7 protein-coding genes and 1 pseudogene are annotated in these 20,670 nt (G+C 58.6%); 2 read left to right on the top strand and 6 right to left on the bottom strand.

The features are described from left to right. Positions 1-159 precede the first annotated feature (159 nt). Positions 160-5,244, bottom strand: coding sequence for an Ig-like domain-containing protein (locus R3C19_12620; GenBank protein ID MEZ6061200.1), 5,085 nt, complete (start codon positions 5,242-5,244; stop codon positions 160-162). 443 nt (positions 5,245-5,687) lie between these two features. After that, entirely contained in the window at positions 5,688-6,881 is a 1,194-nt protein-coding gene (locus R3C19_12615) for a hypothetical protein (GenBank protein ID MEZ6061199.1), read from the bottom strand. Positions 6,882-7,010: 129 nt separating this feature from the next. On the opposite strand from R3C19_12615, the gene R3C19_12610 reads away from it, so the two are divergent. Next, positions 7,011-8,783, top strand: coding sequence for a thiamine pyrophosphate-binding protein (locus R3C19_12610; protein ID MEZ6061198.1), 1,773 nt, complete (start codon positions 7,011-7,013; stop codon positions 8,781-8,783). Between the two features lie 575 nt (positions 8,784-9,358). On the opposite strand, the pseudogene R3C19_12605 reads toward R3C19_12610, so the two are convergent. From R3C19_12605 to R3C19_12590, 4 genes and pseudogenes are all read right to left on the bottom strand, one after another. Continuing rightward, positions 9,359-10,462 (bottom strand): annotated as a pseudogene (locus R3C19_12605) (ISAs1 family transposase). A 1,628-nt stretch (positions 10,463-12,090) separates the two neighbouring features. After that, entirely contained in the window at positions 12,091-12,276 is a 186-nt protein-coding gene (locus R3C19_12600; GenBank protein ID MEZ6061197.1) for a hypothetical protein, read from the bottom strand. 3,899 nt (positions 12,277-16,175) lie between these two features. After that, positions 16,176-16,730 (bottom strand): rhodanese-like domain-containing protein, encoded by a 555-nt coding sequence (locus tag R3C19_12595; protein ID MEZ6061196.1) that lies wholly within the window; start codon positions 16,728-16,730, stop codon positions 16,176-16,178. A 157-nt stretch (positions 16,731-16,887) separates the two neighbouring features. Continuing rightward, on the bottom strand, positions 16,888-17,349 hold the full coding sequence (locus R3C19_12590; protein MEZ6061195.1) for a methionine-R-sulfoxide reductase: 462 nt from the start codon (positions 17,347-17,349) through the stop codon (positions 16,888-16,890). Between the two features lie 471 nt (positions 17,350-17,820). Between R3C19_12590 and R3C19_12585 the strand changes: the two genes are divergently transcribed. Beyond that, positions 17,821-20,535, top strand: coding sequence for a GDSL-type esterase/lipase family protein (locus tag R3C19_12585; protein MEZ6061194.1), 2,715 nt, complete (start codon positions 17,821-17,823; stop codon positions 20,533-20,535). Positions 20,536-20,670: the final 135 nt, after the last annotated feature.

The raw sequence follows: 20,670 nt of genomic DNA, 5'->3' as shown, positions 1-20,670 counted from the left end.
ACGGTCCACGATCGAGACGGCTGTGCAAACGTTCTAAACCAGGACGCAATCATCGTCTCGTGGCAATCAGCAAACAGAAAGCCCGACTTCACGTGGAAGCCGGGCTTCATTCATCTACTGGAATTCGGGCGTCAGCCGATCACCGAATTCGGTGGCCGGTCAGCGAGACACGTAGTCATTGAACCAGACGTTTCGCAGTCGATCTCGGTCCAGATCGAAGAACCAGTCGCTTAGCAGACCACCGAACAGTTGATCGCGGGCATCGTCCTCATGCACCGTGTCACCGATGGCAAGGATGTTGTCGCCATTCAGACCGCCGCCGTTCGTCAGGTTACGGATGCGACTGCTGAACCGCCCGCCGAAGGCCCATTCGGCCTGGATGGCCGACAGAGCGACCGCATCGTCGTCGTACGTTGTGGTGCCTCCGATCAGAATGCTTTCGCTCAGCAGTCCGCCGTACAGGCGATCGACGCCGGTTCCGCCGATCAGAATGTCGCGAGACAGGAAGCCTCCGTTCAGTTCATCGTTGCCTTCGCCGCCGACCATGACGGTGCTGCCGAACGGGCTGGCGTAAAGTCGGTCGTTGCCCGGTCCGCCGTCAAGGATATTGATGCCGGCGAGTCCTGCGTACAGCCGGTCATTACCCTCGTTGCCGTACAGGCGAGCGTCCACGATCAGCGAATCGTCGACAATGATGCGGTCGTTGCCGCCAAGGCCCTCCGCGATCACAACATCGATGTTGTTGAACGTCCCGAGGTTCTCGCCGTTGACGATCACTCGAATCGCACCACCTCGCCGCCGCTGGAAGAAGATCACGTCGTTCTCGGACGTGCCGGTGACCAGCAGTGCGTTGCGCGAAGGATCCAGCGGGTCAGGAATTTCCTCGACCGTCGGACCTCCCGGCGCGGCGCTGACCGTGATTGTGACGGTCGCTTCGTTCGAATCGGCCGTGCCGTCATTGGCCACGTAGGTGAACGTGTCGGTTCCGGTGAATCCTTCGTTCGGCGTGTACGTGATCGAACCGTCTTCATTGACGGTCGCCGTACCATTTGCGGGCCCCGTCACAATGACCGGCGTCAAATTGTCGCCGTCGGCATCGAAGTCATTGACCAGCACGCCGATGACAACAGAACTGCCTTCTTCGACGTCCGCTTCGTCATCGGCTGCTTCCGGCGGCGTGTTATTCACGGCGTTGACGGTGATCGTGACGGTTGCTTCATTCGAATCGTCTGTGCCGTCACTGGCGACGTAGGTGAACGTGTCCGTTCCGGTGAAGCCTTCGTTCGGCGTGTACGTGATCGAACCGTCTTCGTTGACCGTTGCCGTACCGTTGGCCGGGGCTGTCACGACCGACGGAGTCAGATCGTCGCCGTCGACATCAGAATCGTTACCCAGGACAGCGATGTCCACAGGCGTATTTTCATCGGTCTCCGCGGTATCCGATTCGGCAACCGGTGCGTCGTTGACCGAATTCACGGTGACTGCGACGGTGGCAGGTTCGGATTCCAGTTCGCCGTCGCTGGCTGCATAGGTGAACGTGTCGGTCCCGTTGAAATCGGGATTCGGCGTGTAAGTCAGCGTACCGTCCTCTTCGACGACGACCGAGCCATTGGCCGGCTGAGTCACGATGACCGGTGACAGGATGTCGTTTTCCACATCCAGATCGTTGTCATTGACGTCGATGTTGACGGGTGCGTCTTCCTCGGTCTCAGCGGCGTCGTCGAATGCTTCCGGCGCATCGTTGACCGGGTTGACAGTGATCGTCACGGTCGCTTCGTTTGACAGCAGTTCTCCGTCGGTCACCGTGTATGTGATGGTGTCCGTCCCGAAGTAGTTTTCTGCCGGCGTGTAGGTGAATGTGCCGTCTTCATTTTCGGTCAGCGTTCCGTTGACGGGACCGCCCGTGATGCCGACCGTCAGTTCATCGCCGTCGACATCGTTGTCATTGGCCAGCAGGTCGATGACGACCGACGTATCTTCATCCGTTTCCGATTCGTCATCACCGGCAACCGGAGCATCGTTGACCGGATTTACCGTGATTGTGACCGTGACAACTTCCGACACAGCCTGACCGTCGCCGATCAGATAGGTAAACGAATCTTCGCCGTTGAAGTTTTCATCGGGCGTGTACGTGATCGTTCCGTCTTCGTTGATAACAATCGTCCCGTTGGAAGGACCTTCCTGCGGATCAACGGTCAGATCGTCGCCGTCCACGTCGAAGTCGTTGGCGAGCACGTCGATGACGACAGACGTATCTTCGTCGGTTGTCGCATCGTCCGGAGCCGCCACCGGAACGTCATTGACGGGATGCACGGTGATTGTGACCGCTGCAGGATCAGAATCTCCAAGCCCGTCATTGGCAACGTACGTGAATGAATCGGTGCCGTTGAAGTTTTCGTCCGGCGTGTAGACGAACGTGCCGTTGTCGTTGAATTCCAGAGTGCCGTGGCTGGGACCTGACACAACCGACGCCGTCAGTTCGTCTTCGTTACGGTCGGTGTCGTTGTCCAGAACGCTGGATTCCGAAATGTTGGTGTTTAGCACGTTGTCTTCGTCAACTTCGTATGCGTCGTCGACGGCCACCGGTGTCGCCAGCGGCGTCATTGTGAAGTCAACGACAGCCTCACCATTGTTGTCGGCATCGCCGAAGGCCAGGCCGGTCGGGAACGCGGCGGGGTCATCCGGATCGAGCCCCGCTTCGGGTTCAATGCCGGTGACCCGGAAGAAGCTGACGCCGCCGGGAGAATTGCCCTCCGTTTCGAAGTCAAACGGATCAAACGGCCCGACGACAACAACCTGTGCCGTGCCGGTACCGTCGACAAACTCGACTGTGTAAAGGTCATCACCGAATCCGGAAACAAACTCCACCGACGTGAAGTTGTCACCACCCGGATTGACTTCGTAGTCGTAGCCGACCGCTACTTCCGGGTCGTACCAGCGTCGCACGCGCGGCGGCGTCACCGTTGTGAATGTGTAACCGCCGGTTGTGCCGTCAGGCAACACAATGGGGTCGATCTGCAGGGAATAGTCTTCGACTTCGCCGTCGGTTGCGGCGCCCGTCGGAGCCAGACCGCCGGTGGAACTGAGCCGGAACCTGGCGATCGCGCTGATCCCTTCCAGAATCGGCGGGCCTGGCAGATTGAAGTCAATGATGTTCACACCGGCCGCAACGGCGACATCGTTGATGACCTGTTCAGTTGCATCCCAGACGCCGTTGCCGTCCGCGTCAATCCAACCGCTGAGGAATCCATTGCCGGACGCAACCACTTCAACTCGCCCGCTGAAACCCCCGACTGCGGCAACAAAGGTAACGCCGTCTTCATCATCCGGGAAACCATTGTCGTCGTCTGCGTTTGCAAAGCCGGCATTGGAAACCTGGCCGTCTGCTTCACTGTCGACGGAGCTGCCAAGGTACAGGCCGCTGACTTCGTGGCGGGCACCGTCATCGGCCAAAGTCACCGGGAAGGATGCCGGAGCATCACCAAAGTCCAGCACGACTTCGAACGCACCGATGTCCGACGTTCCAAAGACGCGCAGGTCGCGCTGATCTTCAAACCGACTCAGCGTACTGGCATCGATGGCCGGACTGCCGGGCAGCAGTGCGTGAGTTTGCGTCGGGCCGAAATTGTCCTGCAGCGGCCCCAGCAGCGGATCAACGCCGATCAGGTTGGACGTTCCACTGAACGCTCCTGTGATGTCGTTCGATGAATTTCCCGCGACGATTGAGCCATCGATGGTCAGGGTGGCAGACTCGTCATGGAAGATGCCGCCGCCGTCCGCTGCGGTGTTGTTCGTGATCGTCACGAAAGACAGCCAATAAGAAGCCTCGACCGCCGTTCCCGTATAGATGCCGCCACCGGCGTCCTCGGCCGAGTTGCCGGAGAACGTCGAGTTCTCCGCGGACATATAGTCAGCGGAACTCCACAGCCCGCCGCCCTCGCCTTCACCCTGCCCGTCGGCTCGCCGCAGAGCCTGATTACCGCTGAGCGTTGACTGGTACGTGTAGAGAGCCCCGGAGCCGGCGTAGACTCCGCCACCCTGACCGACACCGGGTGCTCCCGTGACACCGGTTCCCGCCTGAGCGACGTTGTTGGCGACAGTCGACTGGTACAGATCGACGCTGCCATAGCCGAGTTCGTTGCTCTCGCTGTAGATGCCGCCGCCGAGTCCGTCGGCTGACCCGGTGCCGTCCGTACCGGTGGCCTGATTACCGTCGACAGAACTGCGGAACAGCGAAACATAGTCGCCGCTGTTGTAGATGCCGCCTCCGTGAACCGCCGTGTTGCCGGTAATCTGGCTGTCACTGACGTACAGTGTTTCGCCGGGCCCGTTAAAGCCGTCCGCGAAAGTGTAGACACCGCCACCCGCGTTGCCGGCCACATTGCCGCTGATCAGGCTGCCGTCCCACAATTCGACGTGATCGTTTTCGTTGTAGATTCCGCCTCCGTTATTGCCGGCCACATTGTTACTGACCTGGCTGCCTTCGTAGACAAACAGCGTGCCCAGAACAACGCCGCCGCCCTGTCCCAGCGTGTAGATGCCTCCGCCGTCGTTGGTGGCGGAATTGCCGGACACAACCGAACCGTTGTACAGCTCAACGTGGTCCAGGTTGTTGTAAATGCCACCGCCGTCGTCGGCCGAGTTGCCGGAAATTTCCACGTCGTCCAGATACAGCGATGCCAGCGGTCCGCCATAGCCAAGCGAATCACCTTCAGTGTAGATGGCTCCGCCGCGCGACGCCGAATTGCCGGTCAGCGTGCTTTCGGCGATGTAGACGCTGCCGAAGATGTTGCGAATTGCACCGCCATCAACTTCAGAACCGCCCGTCAGAGTGACACCGAAAATGTCGACTCCCAGAAACGTTTCCGGCTGTTCGATGATATCGAAAACTCGCGAGTTTCCGCCCGCGTCGATCGTCAGTTCGGTTTCTCCCGGCCCCAGAATGGCGACCGTCTCTGTAATGGCGATGTCACCCGACGTCAGCGAGATTGTGCTCCCGGAAGGCAGGTCAAAGGCGATCTCATCATATTCAAAGCCATTGTCATTGTTATTGGCATCATCGATCGCCTGCCGCAGCGTGCCGGCGCCGGAATCCGCAAGGCTGGTGACCGTGAACGTGGTCAGCAGCGATCTTCTTTCCAGTGATTCAACACACAGACTGCTTCGCCGCGAGCGGCGACGGCGCGCGGGACGACTGGAAACACTCTTGCGAAACAACAGGTCACGAAATCGTGCGGGAATCATTCGACAATGCTCCTCAGAAGGGACTTGGGACACGTGGTCACCCGGGATGATTCGTGCATCGGGGACCGCTGGAAACCGGCACTACGTTGTCCGTAACGCAGGCGATGGATTGAGGGGGTGTGCAGGACCCGCATATTCCCTGGACCTGCACCGGACGCATGAGCAAATGGGCAACAATCGACTAATCGACTCAGGACGAATAGGGAGTTCAACCGGCGCCTGGCCGGGACGATGGCCCAATTATGCGTCGTCAAGGGTGCTGAGCGGGTAGGGTAACTGTCCGCGTTTGTTCTGCAAGTCGGCTTTCCTGGAATTCAGGTTCGAAGGTTTGACCGCCTGCATGCCGGAGCCCGGCAACCTCTTGCCCGGCACGCATTTCCGCTGACAGCGCCTCTTTGCATCCTTCGCGAAGAATTCATCAGCGGACCGCAGCGCGTCATCAGTCAATTGATCGCCCATCGCAATAGTCGCAGACAGACGTTCATCACAGGGACAATCGCCGACTCCGGATACCGATCTCGCAGGTTCAGCGCAAGTTGTTTTGACCGCTGCCGAGTCTCCGGGTTCAGCAGCTCACCCGCAGCCGCGATGACTGACGACAGCCGGACGGTTCCGTGAAACGATCGTCCCGCCTGCATCGCTTCGAGGCAGTCTCCGGTCAGCTTCTGTTCCAGAAACCCGGGCAGCAGCAATTGAGGACAACCGGCCGCAATACCGGCTTCCGTCAAACCGATCCCACCGTGATGAACGACCAGCGGCGTTGTCGGCAGAACGGCATCCAGCGGCACCGGACGAATCTCCAGTCGCGCACCTGCCTGTTGCAGCCGGCGCGTCTGATCAGGCGTCGCGTCGCGGAGAAACGTGCGGCCGCGAAGCCCGGATTTCAGCAGAGCCAGCACGACCTGTTCGATGCCGGGCATGCTGCCGGACAGATACGCGAAGAATTCAACGTCACCGGAATCTGCCGATTCATAGTCGGTGTCTGGAATTCGATGCAGCGGTCCCGCTGTACCGCGCTCTCGAACCGTCCGATAAGGATCCAGCTCGCGCCAAACGGTCACAAACTCTTCAGCATGACTCAGAACGTCCGTCAGCCGTTCCGGCAGGAACCCTCCGCGCTGCCGTTGGACATCCCGGACAACCTGCAGCAGCTCGGTCTGATCCGTTATCACCGGCGCATCGGACGGAATCGGCGGAAACCAGGTATCACTGACGGGCGGACACGTGAATCCCGTGCCAACGTGGACAACGGGAATCTTCCGCATGGCGGCAAGACACAGCCGCGGCGCATGATCACAGACGATCAGTGAAGGCCGCAGTTCACAAAACACCCGGTCCCAGGCCGCCAATCCATTTGCCAGCGCGTCGTGATCAGCAAAACCATGAACGCGCAGAATGTCCGCATAGGTTTCTGCCCGAAAGGTGTCATTCGCATCCATCGAGCGGAACGCCGGAAATGGCGGAGCCTGCGAGACAGGGAATTCATCGCCTTCAAACAACAGCGAGGCTGATTCCGGGCGCTTTACAACAAACCACGGCTGATGCCCCGCCTGCCGAAGTTCCCTGGCAATCGGCAGCAGTCGAGCCACATGGCCCAGACCTCCGCCGAGTTCCCAGCCCATCAGGACTCTCGCCACAATGACAACTCCCTTCCATTCAATCCGTCTGCGACAGCGCATCGCGCGTTCGTCAGCCAGTCAACCGCCACCGGTTGGCGCCACTCACAATACTCCGACGGTTTGACGTTTTCCGGTGCCGGCCAAACAATGACGCCGGTAGCAGGCACCGGCAAATCAGAACTCCTTGGAAAGTACACGACAATGGCGGCCAGGAAGAAGACCTCTGCGAAACGGAGAATTCCCAGCGCTGCCTCGGCGAAGCCAAAGCCCGCGCGGACCAGAACGTCGTCGCCGCAGACGATCGGTTCGTATCTCATCGAACGGCTGCAGCACTACGGAGTCGATGACATCTTCGGGATTCCCGGCGACTTCGTCCTGGGGTTCTACGGCATGCTGGAAGAGAGCCCGATCCGCGTTATCGGCACCACGCGCGAAGACTGTGCCGGATACGCGGCCGACGGCTACGCCCGCGTACACGGCATCGGAGCCGTCTGCATCACGTACTGCGTCGGAGGACTCAGTCTGTGCAATTCGATTGCAGGAGCCTACGCCGAAAAGTCGCCCGTGATTGTCATCAGCGGTGCTCCGGGAATGGACGAGCGTCAGTCGGATCCGCTGCTGCACCATCGAGTCCGGGACTTCAACACTCAGAAGGACGTCTTCGAAAAGATTACCGTGGCTTCCGCATGTCTCGACGACGCGCTGACCGCGTTTCGAGAAATTGACCGCTGCCTGGAAGCCGCCGTGCGATTCAAGCGGCCCGTGTATCTGGAACTTCCCCGCGACCGAGTTCGCACTGAAGCGCTGTTCGCTCACAGGCCGCTTGTCGAAAAACGCAAGTCGCATCCCGACGCGCTGCGGGAATCAATCGAAGAATCGCGTGAAATGATCGAGGCCGCCAAACGTCCCGTCATTCTGGCCGGCGTCGAAGTGCATCGCTTCGGCCTGCGCCAGGACGTGCTGAAGCTGGCGGAAAATCACAACATCCCGATGTGTGCCACGCTGCTGGGAAAATCCGTCGTCAGCGAAAAACACCCGCTGTATCTGGGAGTCTACGAAGGTGCCATGGGCCGCGACGACGTCCGCCGCTACGTCGAACAAAGCGACTGCGTCATCCTGCTGGGGACCTTCATGACCGACATCAACCTGGGGATCTTCACGGCCCATCTGGATCCCGCGAAGTGCATCTATGCCACCAGCGAAAAACTGCGCATCCGGCACCACCATTTTCACGATGTGCAGCTTCAGGACTTCGTAAAGAAGCTGGCGTCGGCGAAATTCAGCATGCAGGCGGACAAGCCGCCAAAAAACAAACGAGAGGTCCCCGACAGGTTTACTCCGAAAGCAAAACAGACGATGACGATTCGTCGGCTGTTCGAACGCATCAATCTGCTGCTGGACGGTTCGATGGTCGTCGTTGCGGATACCGGCGATTCGCTGTTCGGAGCCTCCGACCTGACCATCAGCCAGCACACCGAATTTCTGAGCGCCGCGTACTACACGTCGATGGGATTTGCGATTCCCGCGTCCGTGGGAGTTCAGGTGGCGAACCGCAGGCTGCGACCCATCGTGCTGGTCGGCGACGGAGCGTTCCAGATGACCTGTCTGGAACTGTCCACGGGCCTGAAGCTGGGCTTCAATCCAATCGTCATCGTGCTGAACAACAAAGGCTATACGACCGAGCGATTTCTTCAGGAAGGTCCGTTCAACAATATCCCCAACTGGGACTATCACCGCATGCCGGATCTGCTCGGAGGTGGCTGGGGGTTTGAAGTTCACACAGAAGACGATCTGGAAAAAGCGCTGCAGGCGGCTCTGGCGAACAACGATACATTCAGCCTGCTGAACGTGCATCTCGATTCGCACGACGTCAGCCCGGCCCTGCAACGCCTGGCAAGCCGCATGTCAAGAACGCTGTGACTGAACCGCCACGCAGTCGCACCCCACCCCGTCATTCCCGCGCACCCCACACCCCGTCATTCCCGCGCAGGCGGGAACACCGCGTCCGCGCAGCCTGAACGCGAGGCGTCGGCAGGCGGTAACTCAGCCCGACTTACCGATCGGAGCCTGCGTGGGGCTGGCGCGGCTGAGTTGGGGCGGCTCGTCACGCAAACCGATGGCGGCAACTTTGATGTCGCGTCAGTCTCGCCGAGACAGAACCTTCTGCGCATGTCCGCCTGCTACCGAAACGCGACTTTTGTTCACTGGACGCGTCAGGACAGTCTGTCGAGTCTCCGCAAGTCTCGACGACGGGCGAGCCCAGCCCGGGCAATCCGGCCCCCCGTGTGCGACTCACTGTACCACGGTCAGCACTCACTAAGACCGTGTTTCAAAATGGCATTGATTTGGAAAAATCGCTATAGCTCCGGTGGACATACGACTTTCCATGGGATGGAGCTTGTCAGTGATGAAGTGCACGGTCAAGCGCACACTAAGGCTTTGTGCTGTAAGGACTTGTGACTGTAGGAAGCCCAGGGCGATTGCGTGATAAGTTGTTATTTGAAGAGGAGTTGGGCGAGGTAGTCGTCGTTCCAGCCGGCGAGCAGGCGTTTGTTTTTGATGCCGACTTTGGCCGTCTGGTCATTTTTCAGCAGGCTGAGTGCGGTTCGCCGCAGGATGCTGAAATTGGCATCGCTGTGACCTTTCCGCAGTCGGCACTGATCTTCGCCGAAACTCACATCGAGCTGCCAGTGCAGACGGTTCTCGATGCTCCAGTGGCCGCGGACCGCTTCGCCGAACTTTCGGCCGGCGATGTACCGGCTCAGAATATAGTAACGGATCTGTGTATGTTCCCTGCCGTCACGGAGCGTCACGTTGAGCGTCATGCCGATTGCACGCAGGTGCTTCCAGCGCGATGCATCCGGCAGCGAATCGGGTATCGGACAGATCCAGTAGTAGCGGGATTCCTCGCGGCCGTGGCCTCGTTCGTGAGTTTCATGTGTGCGAACCTGTGTGTCCGCAAATGCGGTCTCCATCTGTTCCTGAAAGAAGGCTTCGAGCCCGTCATACAATGTGGGCTGATTCTGCTTGACCGCCAGACAATAGTGGCCGCCTGCGTCCACAATCCTGGCAGCAATTTCCGTCTGGCAGCCCATCGCGTCGATCGTCACCAGCGAGCCGCTGAGTTCCAGAAGTTCCAGCAGTTTTGGAATGGCGGTGATCTCGTTGCTCTTCTCGTCCACCACCACCTGGCCCAGGCTGATCTGATTGGCCGTGGCCCATGCGATCACCATATGAATGGCGGCTTTGCTGCTGGCGGCGTCATAGCTGCGACGCAGCGTTTTGCCGTCAATGGCGATCAGCTGACCATCGCTGATCTGGTGCAGCGCCGTGATCCAGCTCAGCAGGCACTTCTCAAATTCTCCCGGCCGCAGGGCCCCGAACACGGCATTGAACCGGTCATGCGACGGCGTGCCTTTCGACACATTGATAAACCGCGACAGGAAGTTCCTTTTGGTTTTCGCCCACCTGGCAATCGCCACAAAATCATCGGCACCGCAGATCACGGCACACAAAGCCATCACGATCATATCGATCAGCGGCCAGGTCGGTTCGCGCCGCCGCGGGTCGGTCAGGTCGGCAAAGTGTTCGTGAATGGATGTCGCCAGACGTCGGGATTCAGCAGCTTCCCGCAGGATCATCGCTCAGCCTCCGTGATGAGTTCCACAACGCAGCCGGCTGCCACACCGCAGGCAACTCGAATACTGCAGCGCAATCATCGCAGATTACCCAGCATGGCGCAATCGCCCTGGTAGCGTGCGTTGAGCGTCTGGAATAGGTCACATCCAGTTCCAGTGGCAGGTGTTTCGATTCCCCAGTGACCACGGACGGCTCTCGCGCAAACTGTTTGATCTCCGTATTGTGCTACTGATGTAGTGACGCACATCCACAGTTTCTGTCGCCGCAGACACTGTAATGGATGACGATCTTGATGTTCACCACTGCCCACTTCTCACGGCCAGCCAGGTTCTTGGGAACTGAAAACCGTAGATATAGGTTCGCGTGCTTCGGCGGCTGACTGGTTTCCTCCACATACTGGCGTGAGGGAACTTTTGGCAAAGTTATCATCCAAATGTTCATCGACGGCTTTTGACCACGCTTCCCTGAAGCCCGCTCTGATTGCCTTTCGTGCCGCCAGAACAGTGGTCTCCGCCGTTAATTCACAATCTGTCTGGCGAACGCCGTCTGCGTGCCCATGGCGTCGATGGTGATGATCGATCCGCTCACGTCAATCAGCTTCGACAGTTCGGGAATTGCCGTGATTTCATTGATTTTTCCTCGGTGGCAACCTGCGCGAGCCAGCTTCGCCTGCGTCAGCCGTGCACTACCAGGTGCAGCGCGGTCCTGTGTCGCTGGACCGGCTGTGGTTTCCCGCAGGCATCGCCCTGCTTATCCACTGGGCGATATGTCGTTCATTGGGTTCCGCAGCAACCGTATTGGCTCCCGCCGGCACGCGAAGTGTGTTCAGCCAGCTCACAAAGCAGGCCTGAAAGGCGTCCGGCCGCAAGCGCCATCAGAACGCTGGAAAACATCTTTGGACGGGATCCCGTGAGGCAGCGACAGCGGCGTTTGAGCTGTTCCTGCCGGAGTGACAGCCCACCTGCAAATGGCTGTACCGTCTGCTCGGCGAGCACCGCGATCAGCGATATTCGTGTCATGACACTGATCAGCGGGTGATGTCTGCTGATTGTGGACCGGGGATCTTCGAGTGCTTCAGTGACAAACAATTTCCGACAGGTCAAATCGCTGGGGAATCGGACACAGGACAACCTATGAATTCGGGGGAACGTTCATGGTGTCCTATGTACCTTCAATCCGCCCCTTGGGCCAAGCCTTCCCAGATTGCCATTGCTTCCCAGTAAGTGCTGGCCGTGCTCTTTTTGCCGAGCCTCCATATCGTGAATTGCGGATTCCAAGTCCTTCATGGTCGGTTGGGCGCGTGAACTGCACTGAGGACGCGGATTTCTGTCTTGGGGCACGGATTTTGGTTCCTTCAAGATCGTGCGATCGACGATCCACATTGTAACAACTACCAAACATACAACTGCAAGAAACACTCGATCAGCCAAGGTATACCTCGCAATGTAGTAAAGGAAAAATTCAATTAGTATTGCCACTAATACTACAGCGTCTCATCTCAGATGACGCTTGCACGGAAGGTCGAGTCGCAACTCTCGTCACAGATGTCACGACTAGTCACGGGGAATTCATCGACCGAAATCGCAAGTCATTCAAAGGTTCCGGACACCGTTTTCGCTCGTTTTCGCGCCTCATACTGATCACTGCCGCCCCCGTGCTCGAGCACCACGGCGATGACATCGCGAATCACCTGCGGATCACACACGCGAACAACGCTGCCTCCCGGAAGCTCGACTTCGATGGCGGCGTTGTTGCAGGTGTGTCGCGGTCCCACGGATCGCGTCCTGCGCGGCCAGCTTCCAGCGAAACGAAACCGGGGCACTCGGCAAAGATGACGGATGCGTGCCGTCTATCGCAGTGCTGGTCAGCTTACGTCGCTCGGACATAAACGCATTCTGGAGAAACCCCGATCGATTCACAGAAATTGGCGATCGACAACCTGGACGACCGCTGCTCCTCAATCCACTCGACCCACTGCTCACGTGAGTACCTGCGACTCATGGCTCATTCCCCAATCAGGAAAAGCCAGCACTCTACAAATCAAAGCAACGTGCTATTCACCGAAGTGGCTTACCCTAAACCAGAATGTCTGCATTACGCTTCCGCTAGAATCCTGCATGATAGTAGATGTAATTCAGGCTATTCTTGCTGTCGAAACCGAGCGTAAAAAGAACAGCCGAAGGTCCGGATCATCATGAAGAAGACTATTCCCCGGGTGAACGTCAGTGTACGCAGTTTCGAGCGGGTGGGACGTCCGAGTTTCTCAAGAATGTCGCGCCAACTCTGGCCTCTCGAAAACTCTCACGCCTCTGATTACTACGTAATTTGGTTCGGTGTTCGTCACCACCAGGATCAACCGCTGATTCGCTGTCTGGAGCGACATTGATGTCTGAGTGCCTACTGACTTTTCAGGATCAACCAAAGTCGGGTGTTCTCAACATATTCTCGTCGACATCAAACTGAGCTTTCGACACACGGCGTCATCTGCGGGCCTTCGTTGGACGCCCGAGGGCAATTCGGCCGTCCTGCGTTCGGGTACACTCGCACAAAGAACTGCAGATCAGAATCGCGGTCGACAATCGCCCCACGCGCTGGACGCCGGCTCGGAATCCACGTAATGCCTATTGGTCGCCATATTGATTCTCCACTGTTCGGATCACTCCCAGACGCCGCGGTCTCCGCCAGCCGCCCATCTGTTACAATAGTATTTTCAATGTCAATTGCCTGATTGTGCCCAGGGCGATTTCTCGCTCTACGGCCGATCAAAGGTTCCTGACACCTTTATCGTATCCGTGATCAACTGCACAGCCCTGTCTGTGCTGCCTCCCAGAGTCGTCACCCTTCTCCTTCGCTGGTCGTTTCACCCACATCGGACCGCTCGTCAACACTGATGCCCTCCCGGTGTCTTCCGGCCCTGTGCCGTCCGATGCACTCTTCTTGGGAACGACCCACGACTTCATCGATCAAAACAATTGGGATTGCTTTATCGCCAGTAGCCTTCCAGAAGACCTCCGCGTAATCTCTTCTTTGATTTCAAATGCTCCCATCTGTGATTCAGAAATCTGCAATCGACGCGACGGAGACCGTGTTTCTGTGTCGACATAAATAGTCCAAGTAACTGACTTGCGTTCACAAATGACACGGTGACAGTCATTGCCTTCAACTGAGATAATGCCATCCAATCGCGATTGGTTGCCCAAGCCTGTAGAAAGGACTTTCCATCGGCAAGATGTATGTTTCGTTGTGCCATCCGACATCCGTCAAGCAGCTTGGCAAAAAGAGGGAGCTGTACAGAGTGATTCCGCTGAAGGTGAAACGCGTCTCGTCCTGAGGCAAATCGTTGAGTCTTTCCGTTCCATGATACTTCGCCGAGTTACGTCTGCCTGAATGACATAGGGATCGTCATTCGAGTCGTGTCTCTCGAGTCGGAGGTCTCCTTCCGATCATAGTGAACGACGAAACTGCGTTTCACTGGTTACCGTCAGTCCCGGGAACTGTCCCGTTTCAGACAGTCTGATAACGCCGTGGTAGGACTGACGGACGCGTAGGTGCTTGTTGGGGACGAATTCAAAATTGTGGCGACCATCAACGTACTTCCTGTCCGGACGATTGTTCTGTCGGTGCCACAGTGACGCTGTCGTAGTTGACGCCCTGTGTGGATTGACGAGCCGGCCTTTCCTCTCCACATCCAGTCACAAAAGTACCAAGCTGGCTACTACATTGTGGAACAGGTTGCATGAGATCATGGCGTCACACATAGTGTATTTAAAGTCCCAAAGCTCTTGCAGCAGGGACACACCGGTGTCGCTGGTACCAGCAATACCAGACCTCAATGTACTTTGCAAAGATGCTGGTTATGGAGCCAGTCCTTTTACGCCGCAGAAGTACCCGATTGCTTTCGCACGATACCAGTTGCAGGTCAGCCGTCTCCACTCACGGCACGGATGCACAATTGAATCCGCGCACAATTGCACAAGGCAACATCACATGCCGTAGTGACCGGATTTCCCCATCCCGTGTAGTGACAATGCGTCGGGTTCGGTCCATAGCAAAGATCGCGATTCAGGACAGCACCTGTCGAGGCCATCGATCGGTGGCGGCCCAGCGGGCGGAAAAGGGCCACTAAAAGGTCCACAATACCCCATACTACAGCCCGCCGGGCGGGATCCATATTTCACCTGAGGGATCTGTAAAGATCAGAGGATTCGACGCTACATAATTGTACAGATTCTTTCCACCGAGAAACTCCAGCGGATCTCTGCCGAGGAATCGTCCCGTCGCGTCATGGTGGTACCTTGCCCGGAAGCAGTGCATTCCGGTTTCGGTGTCGTATTCTCTGCTGGTAGCGGTATTCCCAGGCGTAGTCGCTGATTCCGTCGCTGTCGGCCGAAGTCGGCGTCGAGACCGTGGAGCGGCCGTAGATGTCGTAGACGAAGCGTTCGACGATCGCTCCGCCGTGGCGTCGGCCAGTGGCGGTGACGTTCCAGCTGGCGTCCTGCAGGGCGTACAGTGTTTCGTCCAGAGACCCATTGGCGTCCGTATCGTGGGGTGCGGAGCACCAGACCGTCGACGTAACGATCGCCCCACGTGAACTGCCGGTCGGTCGGATGTCGACGAATCCACGCGTCTCTCCAGCACCTGATTCTGCAGGGATAGGTAGATGTGCCGAGTTTCGTCGAGGCTGCCGCCGCTGTACAGCTTCTTTTACGATCCGCCGCTTTCTGGCCGTCATACTGGTACTCGGCCACGGCGTTCGCTCCGTCGACGACTTTCACCAGCCGGTTCCGTGCGTCCCACGTCAGGTCGTGTCGGTCGACAGACCCGGCTGCGGCACCGTGGTCATGCTTCGCCGGTTGTCCTGGCCCAACGGGCCAGCCGTTCGTCAAGCCTGCACCGCCCCGTAGAATCTTCGCCGCGAATGAACCGAAGGCCCAACGGGCCGGGTCGTTCCAAGAGAAGCCTGGTGACGCGAAGTCATCCAGCAGCCCACGACCGGCCCGGCCCGGGCTGTTCCTGTGCGTGATGCCGCGCGGTTGGGGCGAATCACCGGCCTGCTGGCCTTGCCATCGGGGTGGTTCACCGGGCGATGCCCGTGCTGGATGATTTATCTGGGCCTGTTAGCCGCCGCAAGCCACCGGCGTTACCGCTGACCGCCTGAGCGTGACCGTTGTTTTTCGTCACTTGCCGAGATCACAGCGCGCACGATCTGGTTCTCTCGACGCGGCGGGCTTCGCGAGGCGATCTTGAGCTCCGCCCGGAACGAAATTGTCCCGGAGCGGCGTGGGTTCGTGGATTCCAAAGACGAACGGGACGGGGTGGTATCGTCCGGATAGTCCGTCTGGTTGCCGTGCGACGTGATCTTGTCCACTCGTCGCAGTGAATCATACCGCCGGGCGGGTGAAACTGTCGACGACCGGATGGTGTGCCACTGGCTGTGCCAGCGTTTTCCGTTGCGTGACTGTGGGTACTGGCACAGCCAGTGGCACACTTTATCGTGCTCAGGATTTTCCGGACCTTTCATCAGTGCCACTCGGCCGCGTCATCAGCCGCCACCACGCGGACTCTCTGATCGCCTCTAAAGCAGAATTGCATAAACGCTGTACCTGAAACGAACTTCCACTCACGATAGTGCTATTCGTTACTGACACCTTGATTTCGTCGGGAACGGCGAAGTCAGTTGTGTGAGCATCCGTCGCCCGTTTGTCCGCGGTTCCACGGCATTTTCGCGAGCATTAGTCCCATCGCGCAGTTGTCCGCGATACCGGAAAACAGCAGGCCGGCTCCCACAAACCCCGACAGCCCCGCGAACCAGCGGTCAACGGTCACCGCCAGCACCGCTCCCAGCACGATCAGCAACCCGGCGGCGATCCGAACCTGTCGTTCCAGGGAGATCATTTTCGAGGCACCGCGATTCACCGGCAGCCCCGCCTGTTCCCACGCGAGAGTTCCGCCTTCGACGTTGACGACGTTGGTGAAGCCTGCTTCATGGAAGGCTCGGCACGCATTCTTCGCGCGGCTGCCTGAGCGGCAGATGACATACAGCGGTTCGTCGGAATTGCCGTTGCGCGCGGCCATCAGAGCGTTCACGTCCAGTGAATCCAGCGGCACGCTGCGTGCTCCCACCGCGTGAACGTGGCGGAATTCCATTGACGTGCGAACGTCGATCAGTTCGACATTTCCGTTTCGGCCGAGTTCCGCCAACTGCCGGCATGTGATTGTCTGCGTCACGTGTGTTGTTTCCCCTGGATTTCAGTCGTTCGATAGTCGGAATTGCGCAGTCATGCTCGCCAGGAACCTGAATTCAGCGCTCCGTCGAACGTGGCTGCGGCGGTTTTCCGGATTTCCGATTCGCGTGTTTGCAACAAGTCCGTTGCCGTAACCGCCTCTACAGTTCGGACGCGGCAGGAGATTCCGATTCCGCCGTCCCGCCTTCGTTGGTGGAAGCCACAACGGGCGGAAGCGGCTTGCCATCGGGGACAAATGTCATCGACACGGAATTCACGCAATGTCGAGTGTCCTTGGGAGTGGCGCCTTCGCCAAAGAAAACGTGTCCCAGGTGGCCGCCGCAGTTGTGGCAGATGATTTCCGTGCGAATGCCGTCGGCGTCGCGATGTCGCTCGACCGCTCCGGCGATTTCGTCGTCGAAGGAAGGCCAGCCGCATCCGCTGTGGAACTTGTCCTGCGATTTGTACAGGGGAGCGTTGCAGCGCCGGCAAACGTACGTGCCCGCGTCTTCCAGATCGGTGTACTCACCCGTGAAGGCGCGTTCCGTTCCTTTTTCCAGGATGACGTACTTTTCGAAGTCCGTGAGTTCGTTGTATTCGGTTTGCGTCGGATTCGGTGACATGTCGGTGGTCCCACTGGAGTCTGATGGAACGGGTGAGTCTGCGTTGGCGCTGGCCGTTGCGACCGGCGCTGATTCGGTCCGAACTGAGGTTGCCGGGCCATCCACGGCCTCAAGCTGGCATCCGATGGTTGCAAAAACGGCGATCAGCGAAAGGACGATTCGCGGCATCATGTCGATCTTTCGTTCCCGATAAAAGCAGACGACTGGCAGAGCCGGTGCGAAATCATACCGCAACCGGTTCGGCAGGGGAGGTTCCGGACTGAGGAACTGTGAAATCAGCTAACGAGGCGGTATTCGCCTGGGTCAGTATATACTGGCCGCGGCGGACGCCGATACTTTTCGCTCTTCTTACTCCCGCGAGCCAGTAGGCGAGAATCGCGGATCGCGCCGCCCGCTTGAACCGCCGCGGGAATCCGTGTGAAATCTGCGTCTGCCCCGCATTCCGCCCGCACGCCTCACGCGAGAACCAGCATGTTTCGAACCGCCGTCGCATTCCTGATTTCGTCACTGTTCATCAGCACCGTGCCGTCGAGGGCCGCCGAACCGGCTCTGCAGCCGGGTGACCATATCTGCCTTGTCGGTAACGAACTTGGCGAACGCATGCAGCACCATAATTTTTGGGAAGCGCTGCTGCATCAGACCTTCCCTGACAGTGAACTTGTCGTGCGGAACCTTTGTTTTCCGGGTGACGAGCCGTTCGAACGCATCCGGTCGATGAATTTCGGTGAACCGGACGACCACCTGCGGCACAGCCGGGCGGACGTCGTCATGTATTTCTTCGGATTCAACGAATCATTCGCCGGCGATGCGGGCCTGAAGTCGTTTCAGGAGCAGATGACGAAACTTGTCACGGAGACGCAGGAAAAGAATTACGGCGGAAAAGCCAACGCGCGAGTCATTTTGGTTTCGCCGATCGCGTTCGAAAACACGGGCGATCCCAACCTGCCCGACGGCCACGAACAGAACACCAATCTGGAAGCGTATACGGCGGTCCTGAAAGCCGTTGCGGAACAGACCGGCGCTCACTTTGCCGACGTGTTTCATCCGACGAAGGCACTGTTCGAAGACAGCGAACACCGGCTGACGCTGAACGGTTCCCATCTGAACGAAGCGGGTTACCGGGCATTCGCCCCAATTCTCATGGGACAACTGTTCCCGGATTCCTTCGACAGCACAGTCGCGAACCACGACGACGGGACTGAGTTTCACGCAAAACTGCTGGCGGAACTGCGAGATAAGAATTTCCACTGGTGGCACCGATATCGGGCCGTCAACGGATATTCGATCTACGGGGCGCGCGGGGAGGCGGGCTCCGACGGAACGTACCGCAACCGCGAAGTGATGGAACGCGAACGGGCGATCCTGGATCAGATGACCGCCAATCGCGACCAGCGTGTCTGGGCGGTGGCTCAGGGCAAAGACGTTGCCGCACAGATCGACGACAGCAACACGCTGCCGTTTATCGTTCCGAAGACAAACGTCGGCGGTGAAGATGACCCCAACGCGAAGGCCGGAAAGCTCGGGTCGCTCGACTATCTTCCCGCGGCGGAGCAGCAGAAGAAATTCCACCTGGCTCCGGGTTACGAAATTCAGTTGGTCGCGTCGGAAGAGGACTTCCCGGAACTCGCCAACCCGGTGGCGCTGAACTTTGACAATTCCGGTCGGTTGTGGGTGTCGACGATGCCGTCGTATCCCCACTGGCAGCCGAAGCATCCGATGGACGACAAGGTGCTGATTCTGGAAGACCACGACCACGACGGCCGTGCTGACGAATGCAAGGTGTTCGCTCGCGGACTGCATCAGCCCACGGGTTTCGAACTGGGCTACGGCGGAGCCTACATCGCTCAGCAGCCCGATATTCTTTTTGTGACCGACGAAGACGGTGACGATCAGGCGGACAGCTACGTTCGCAAACTGGTGGGCTTCGACACAGCGGATTCTCACCACGGGATTTCAGCGTTTGAATGGAGTCCCGGCGGTACGCTGCACTTCAACGAAGGCACGTTCAAGTATTCACAGGTCGAAAGTCCGTATGGTCTGACTCGCATGCACGAAGCCGGCGTGTGGCGGTACAGCCCGCGCACGGAAGAATTCGGCACGTATGTTTCGCTTCCGTTTGCCAATCCGTGGGGACACGTGTTCGACGACTGGGGACAGGATTTTGTGTCGGATGCGTCTCCGGGAGACAACTTCTGGGCCACACCAATCAGCGGAAATGTCAGGTATCCGGCCAAGCACGCCGGTGCTGCGTTCAACGACAGCGTCAACAACTTCAAGGACACCGCTCTGCGGGGACGCGATGCCTATCCGACATTCATCAAGATGCGCATTCGGCCGACGGCCGGCAGCGAAATCGTTTCCAGCCGGCACTTCAAGCCGGAAGACCAGGGCGACTTTCTGCTGTGCAACGTCATCGGCGAACTGACCGTGCTGCAGCATTCGGTGAAGGAAGAAGGCAGCGGATTTGTCGGCACCGAAAAGCCGGCCCTGCTGACCTGCGACGACGGCAACTTCCGCCCGATTGACATTCAGTTTGCTCCGGACGGCACGCTGTACATCTGCGACTGGCACAACGCACTCATCGGACACCTGCAGCACAATCTTCGTGAACCGAATCGAGACCACCAGCACGGCCGCATCTGGCGAGTCGTCTGCAAGGACCGTCCGCTGGTGCAGGCTCCCAAAATCACCGGACAGCCGATTCTCGCGCTGCTGGAGGCGCTGAAAGAATACGAATCGCGCACGCGTTACAACGCGCGGCGGGAACTGATGGAACGTCCGACCGCCGATGTCGTCGCGGCCGTGAAGACCTGGACGGCAGGCCTGGACGAATCGGATAAACAGTACGCTCACAATGTTCTGGAAGCGAACTGGGTGCTGCAGGCTCAGAATCAGGTGGATATGGAGCTGCTGGGCAAGTCACTGAATTCCGATGACTACCACGCCCGCGCTGCCGCGACGCGGATTGTGTGCGACCTGCGCCGCATCATTCCGAACGCTCTGGAACTGATTCGGGAGCGAATTAACGACGATCACCCGCGAGTCCGCCTGGAAGCGGTCCGCGCGTGCAGCTTCTTTGGAGCCGACGAGGCGACGGAAGTGGCCCTGGATGTGCTCAACCATGACGTGGACCGCTACCTGCAGTACACGCTGGACGAAACGATGCGACATCTGGAATCGCTGTAACGCCGCGCCGCCGCGTCCCTGGTGGATTTGCGGCCGGCGGGGCCGCGAGTTTCCCGCCGACCGCAGGCGGGAACTCGCTGCGTCCTGAGTTTCCCGGTCCGCGTTTCCCACGCGGGAATTGTTCCATCAGTGTTG

The organism is Planctomycetaceae bacterium, from assembly GCA_041398785.1.
Lineage (GTDB): Bacteria > Planctomycetota > Planctomycetia > Planctomycetales > Planctomycetaceae > JAWKUA01.
Note: the sequence above shows the minus strand (reverse complement) of the source record. Positions and strands in the feature narration are given on the sequence as shown.

Bases quoted from the DNA above. Each gene is read 5' to 3' on its own strand.
- R3C19_12610 (MEZ6061198.1), top strand. From the start codon at position 7,011: ATGACGCCGGTAGCAGGCACCGGCAAATCAGAACTCCTTGGAAAGTAC.
- R3C19_12585 (MEZ6061194.1), top strand. From the start codon at position 17,821: ATGTTTCGAACCGCCGTCGCATTCCTGATTTCGTCACTGTTCATCAGC.
- R3C19_12590 (MEZ6061195.1), bottom strand. From the start codon at position 17,349: ATGTCACCGAATCCGACGCAAACCGAATACAACGAACTCACGGACTTC.
- R3C19_12620 (MEZ6061200.1), bottom strand. From the start codon at position 5,244: ATGATTCCCGCACGATTTCGTGACCTGTTGTTTCGCAAGAGTGTTTCC.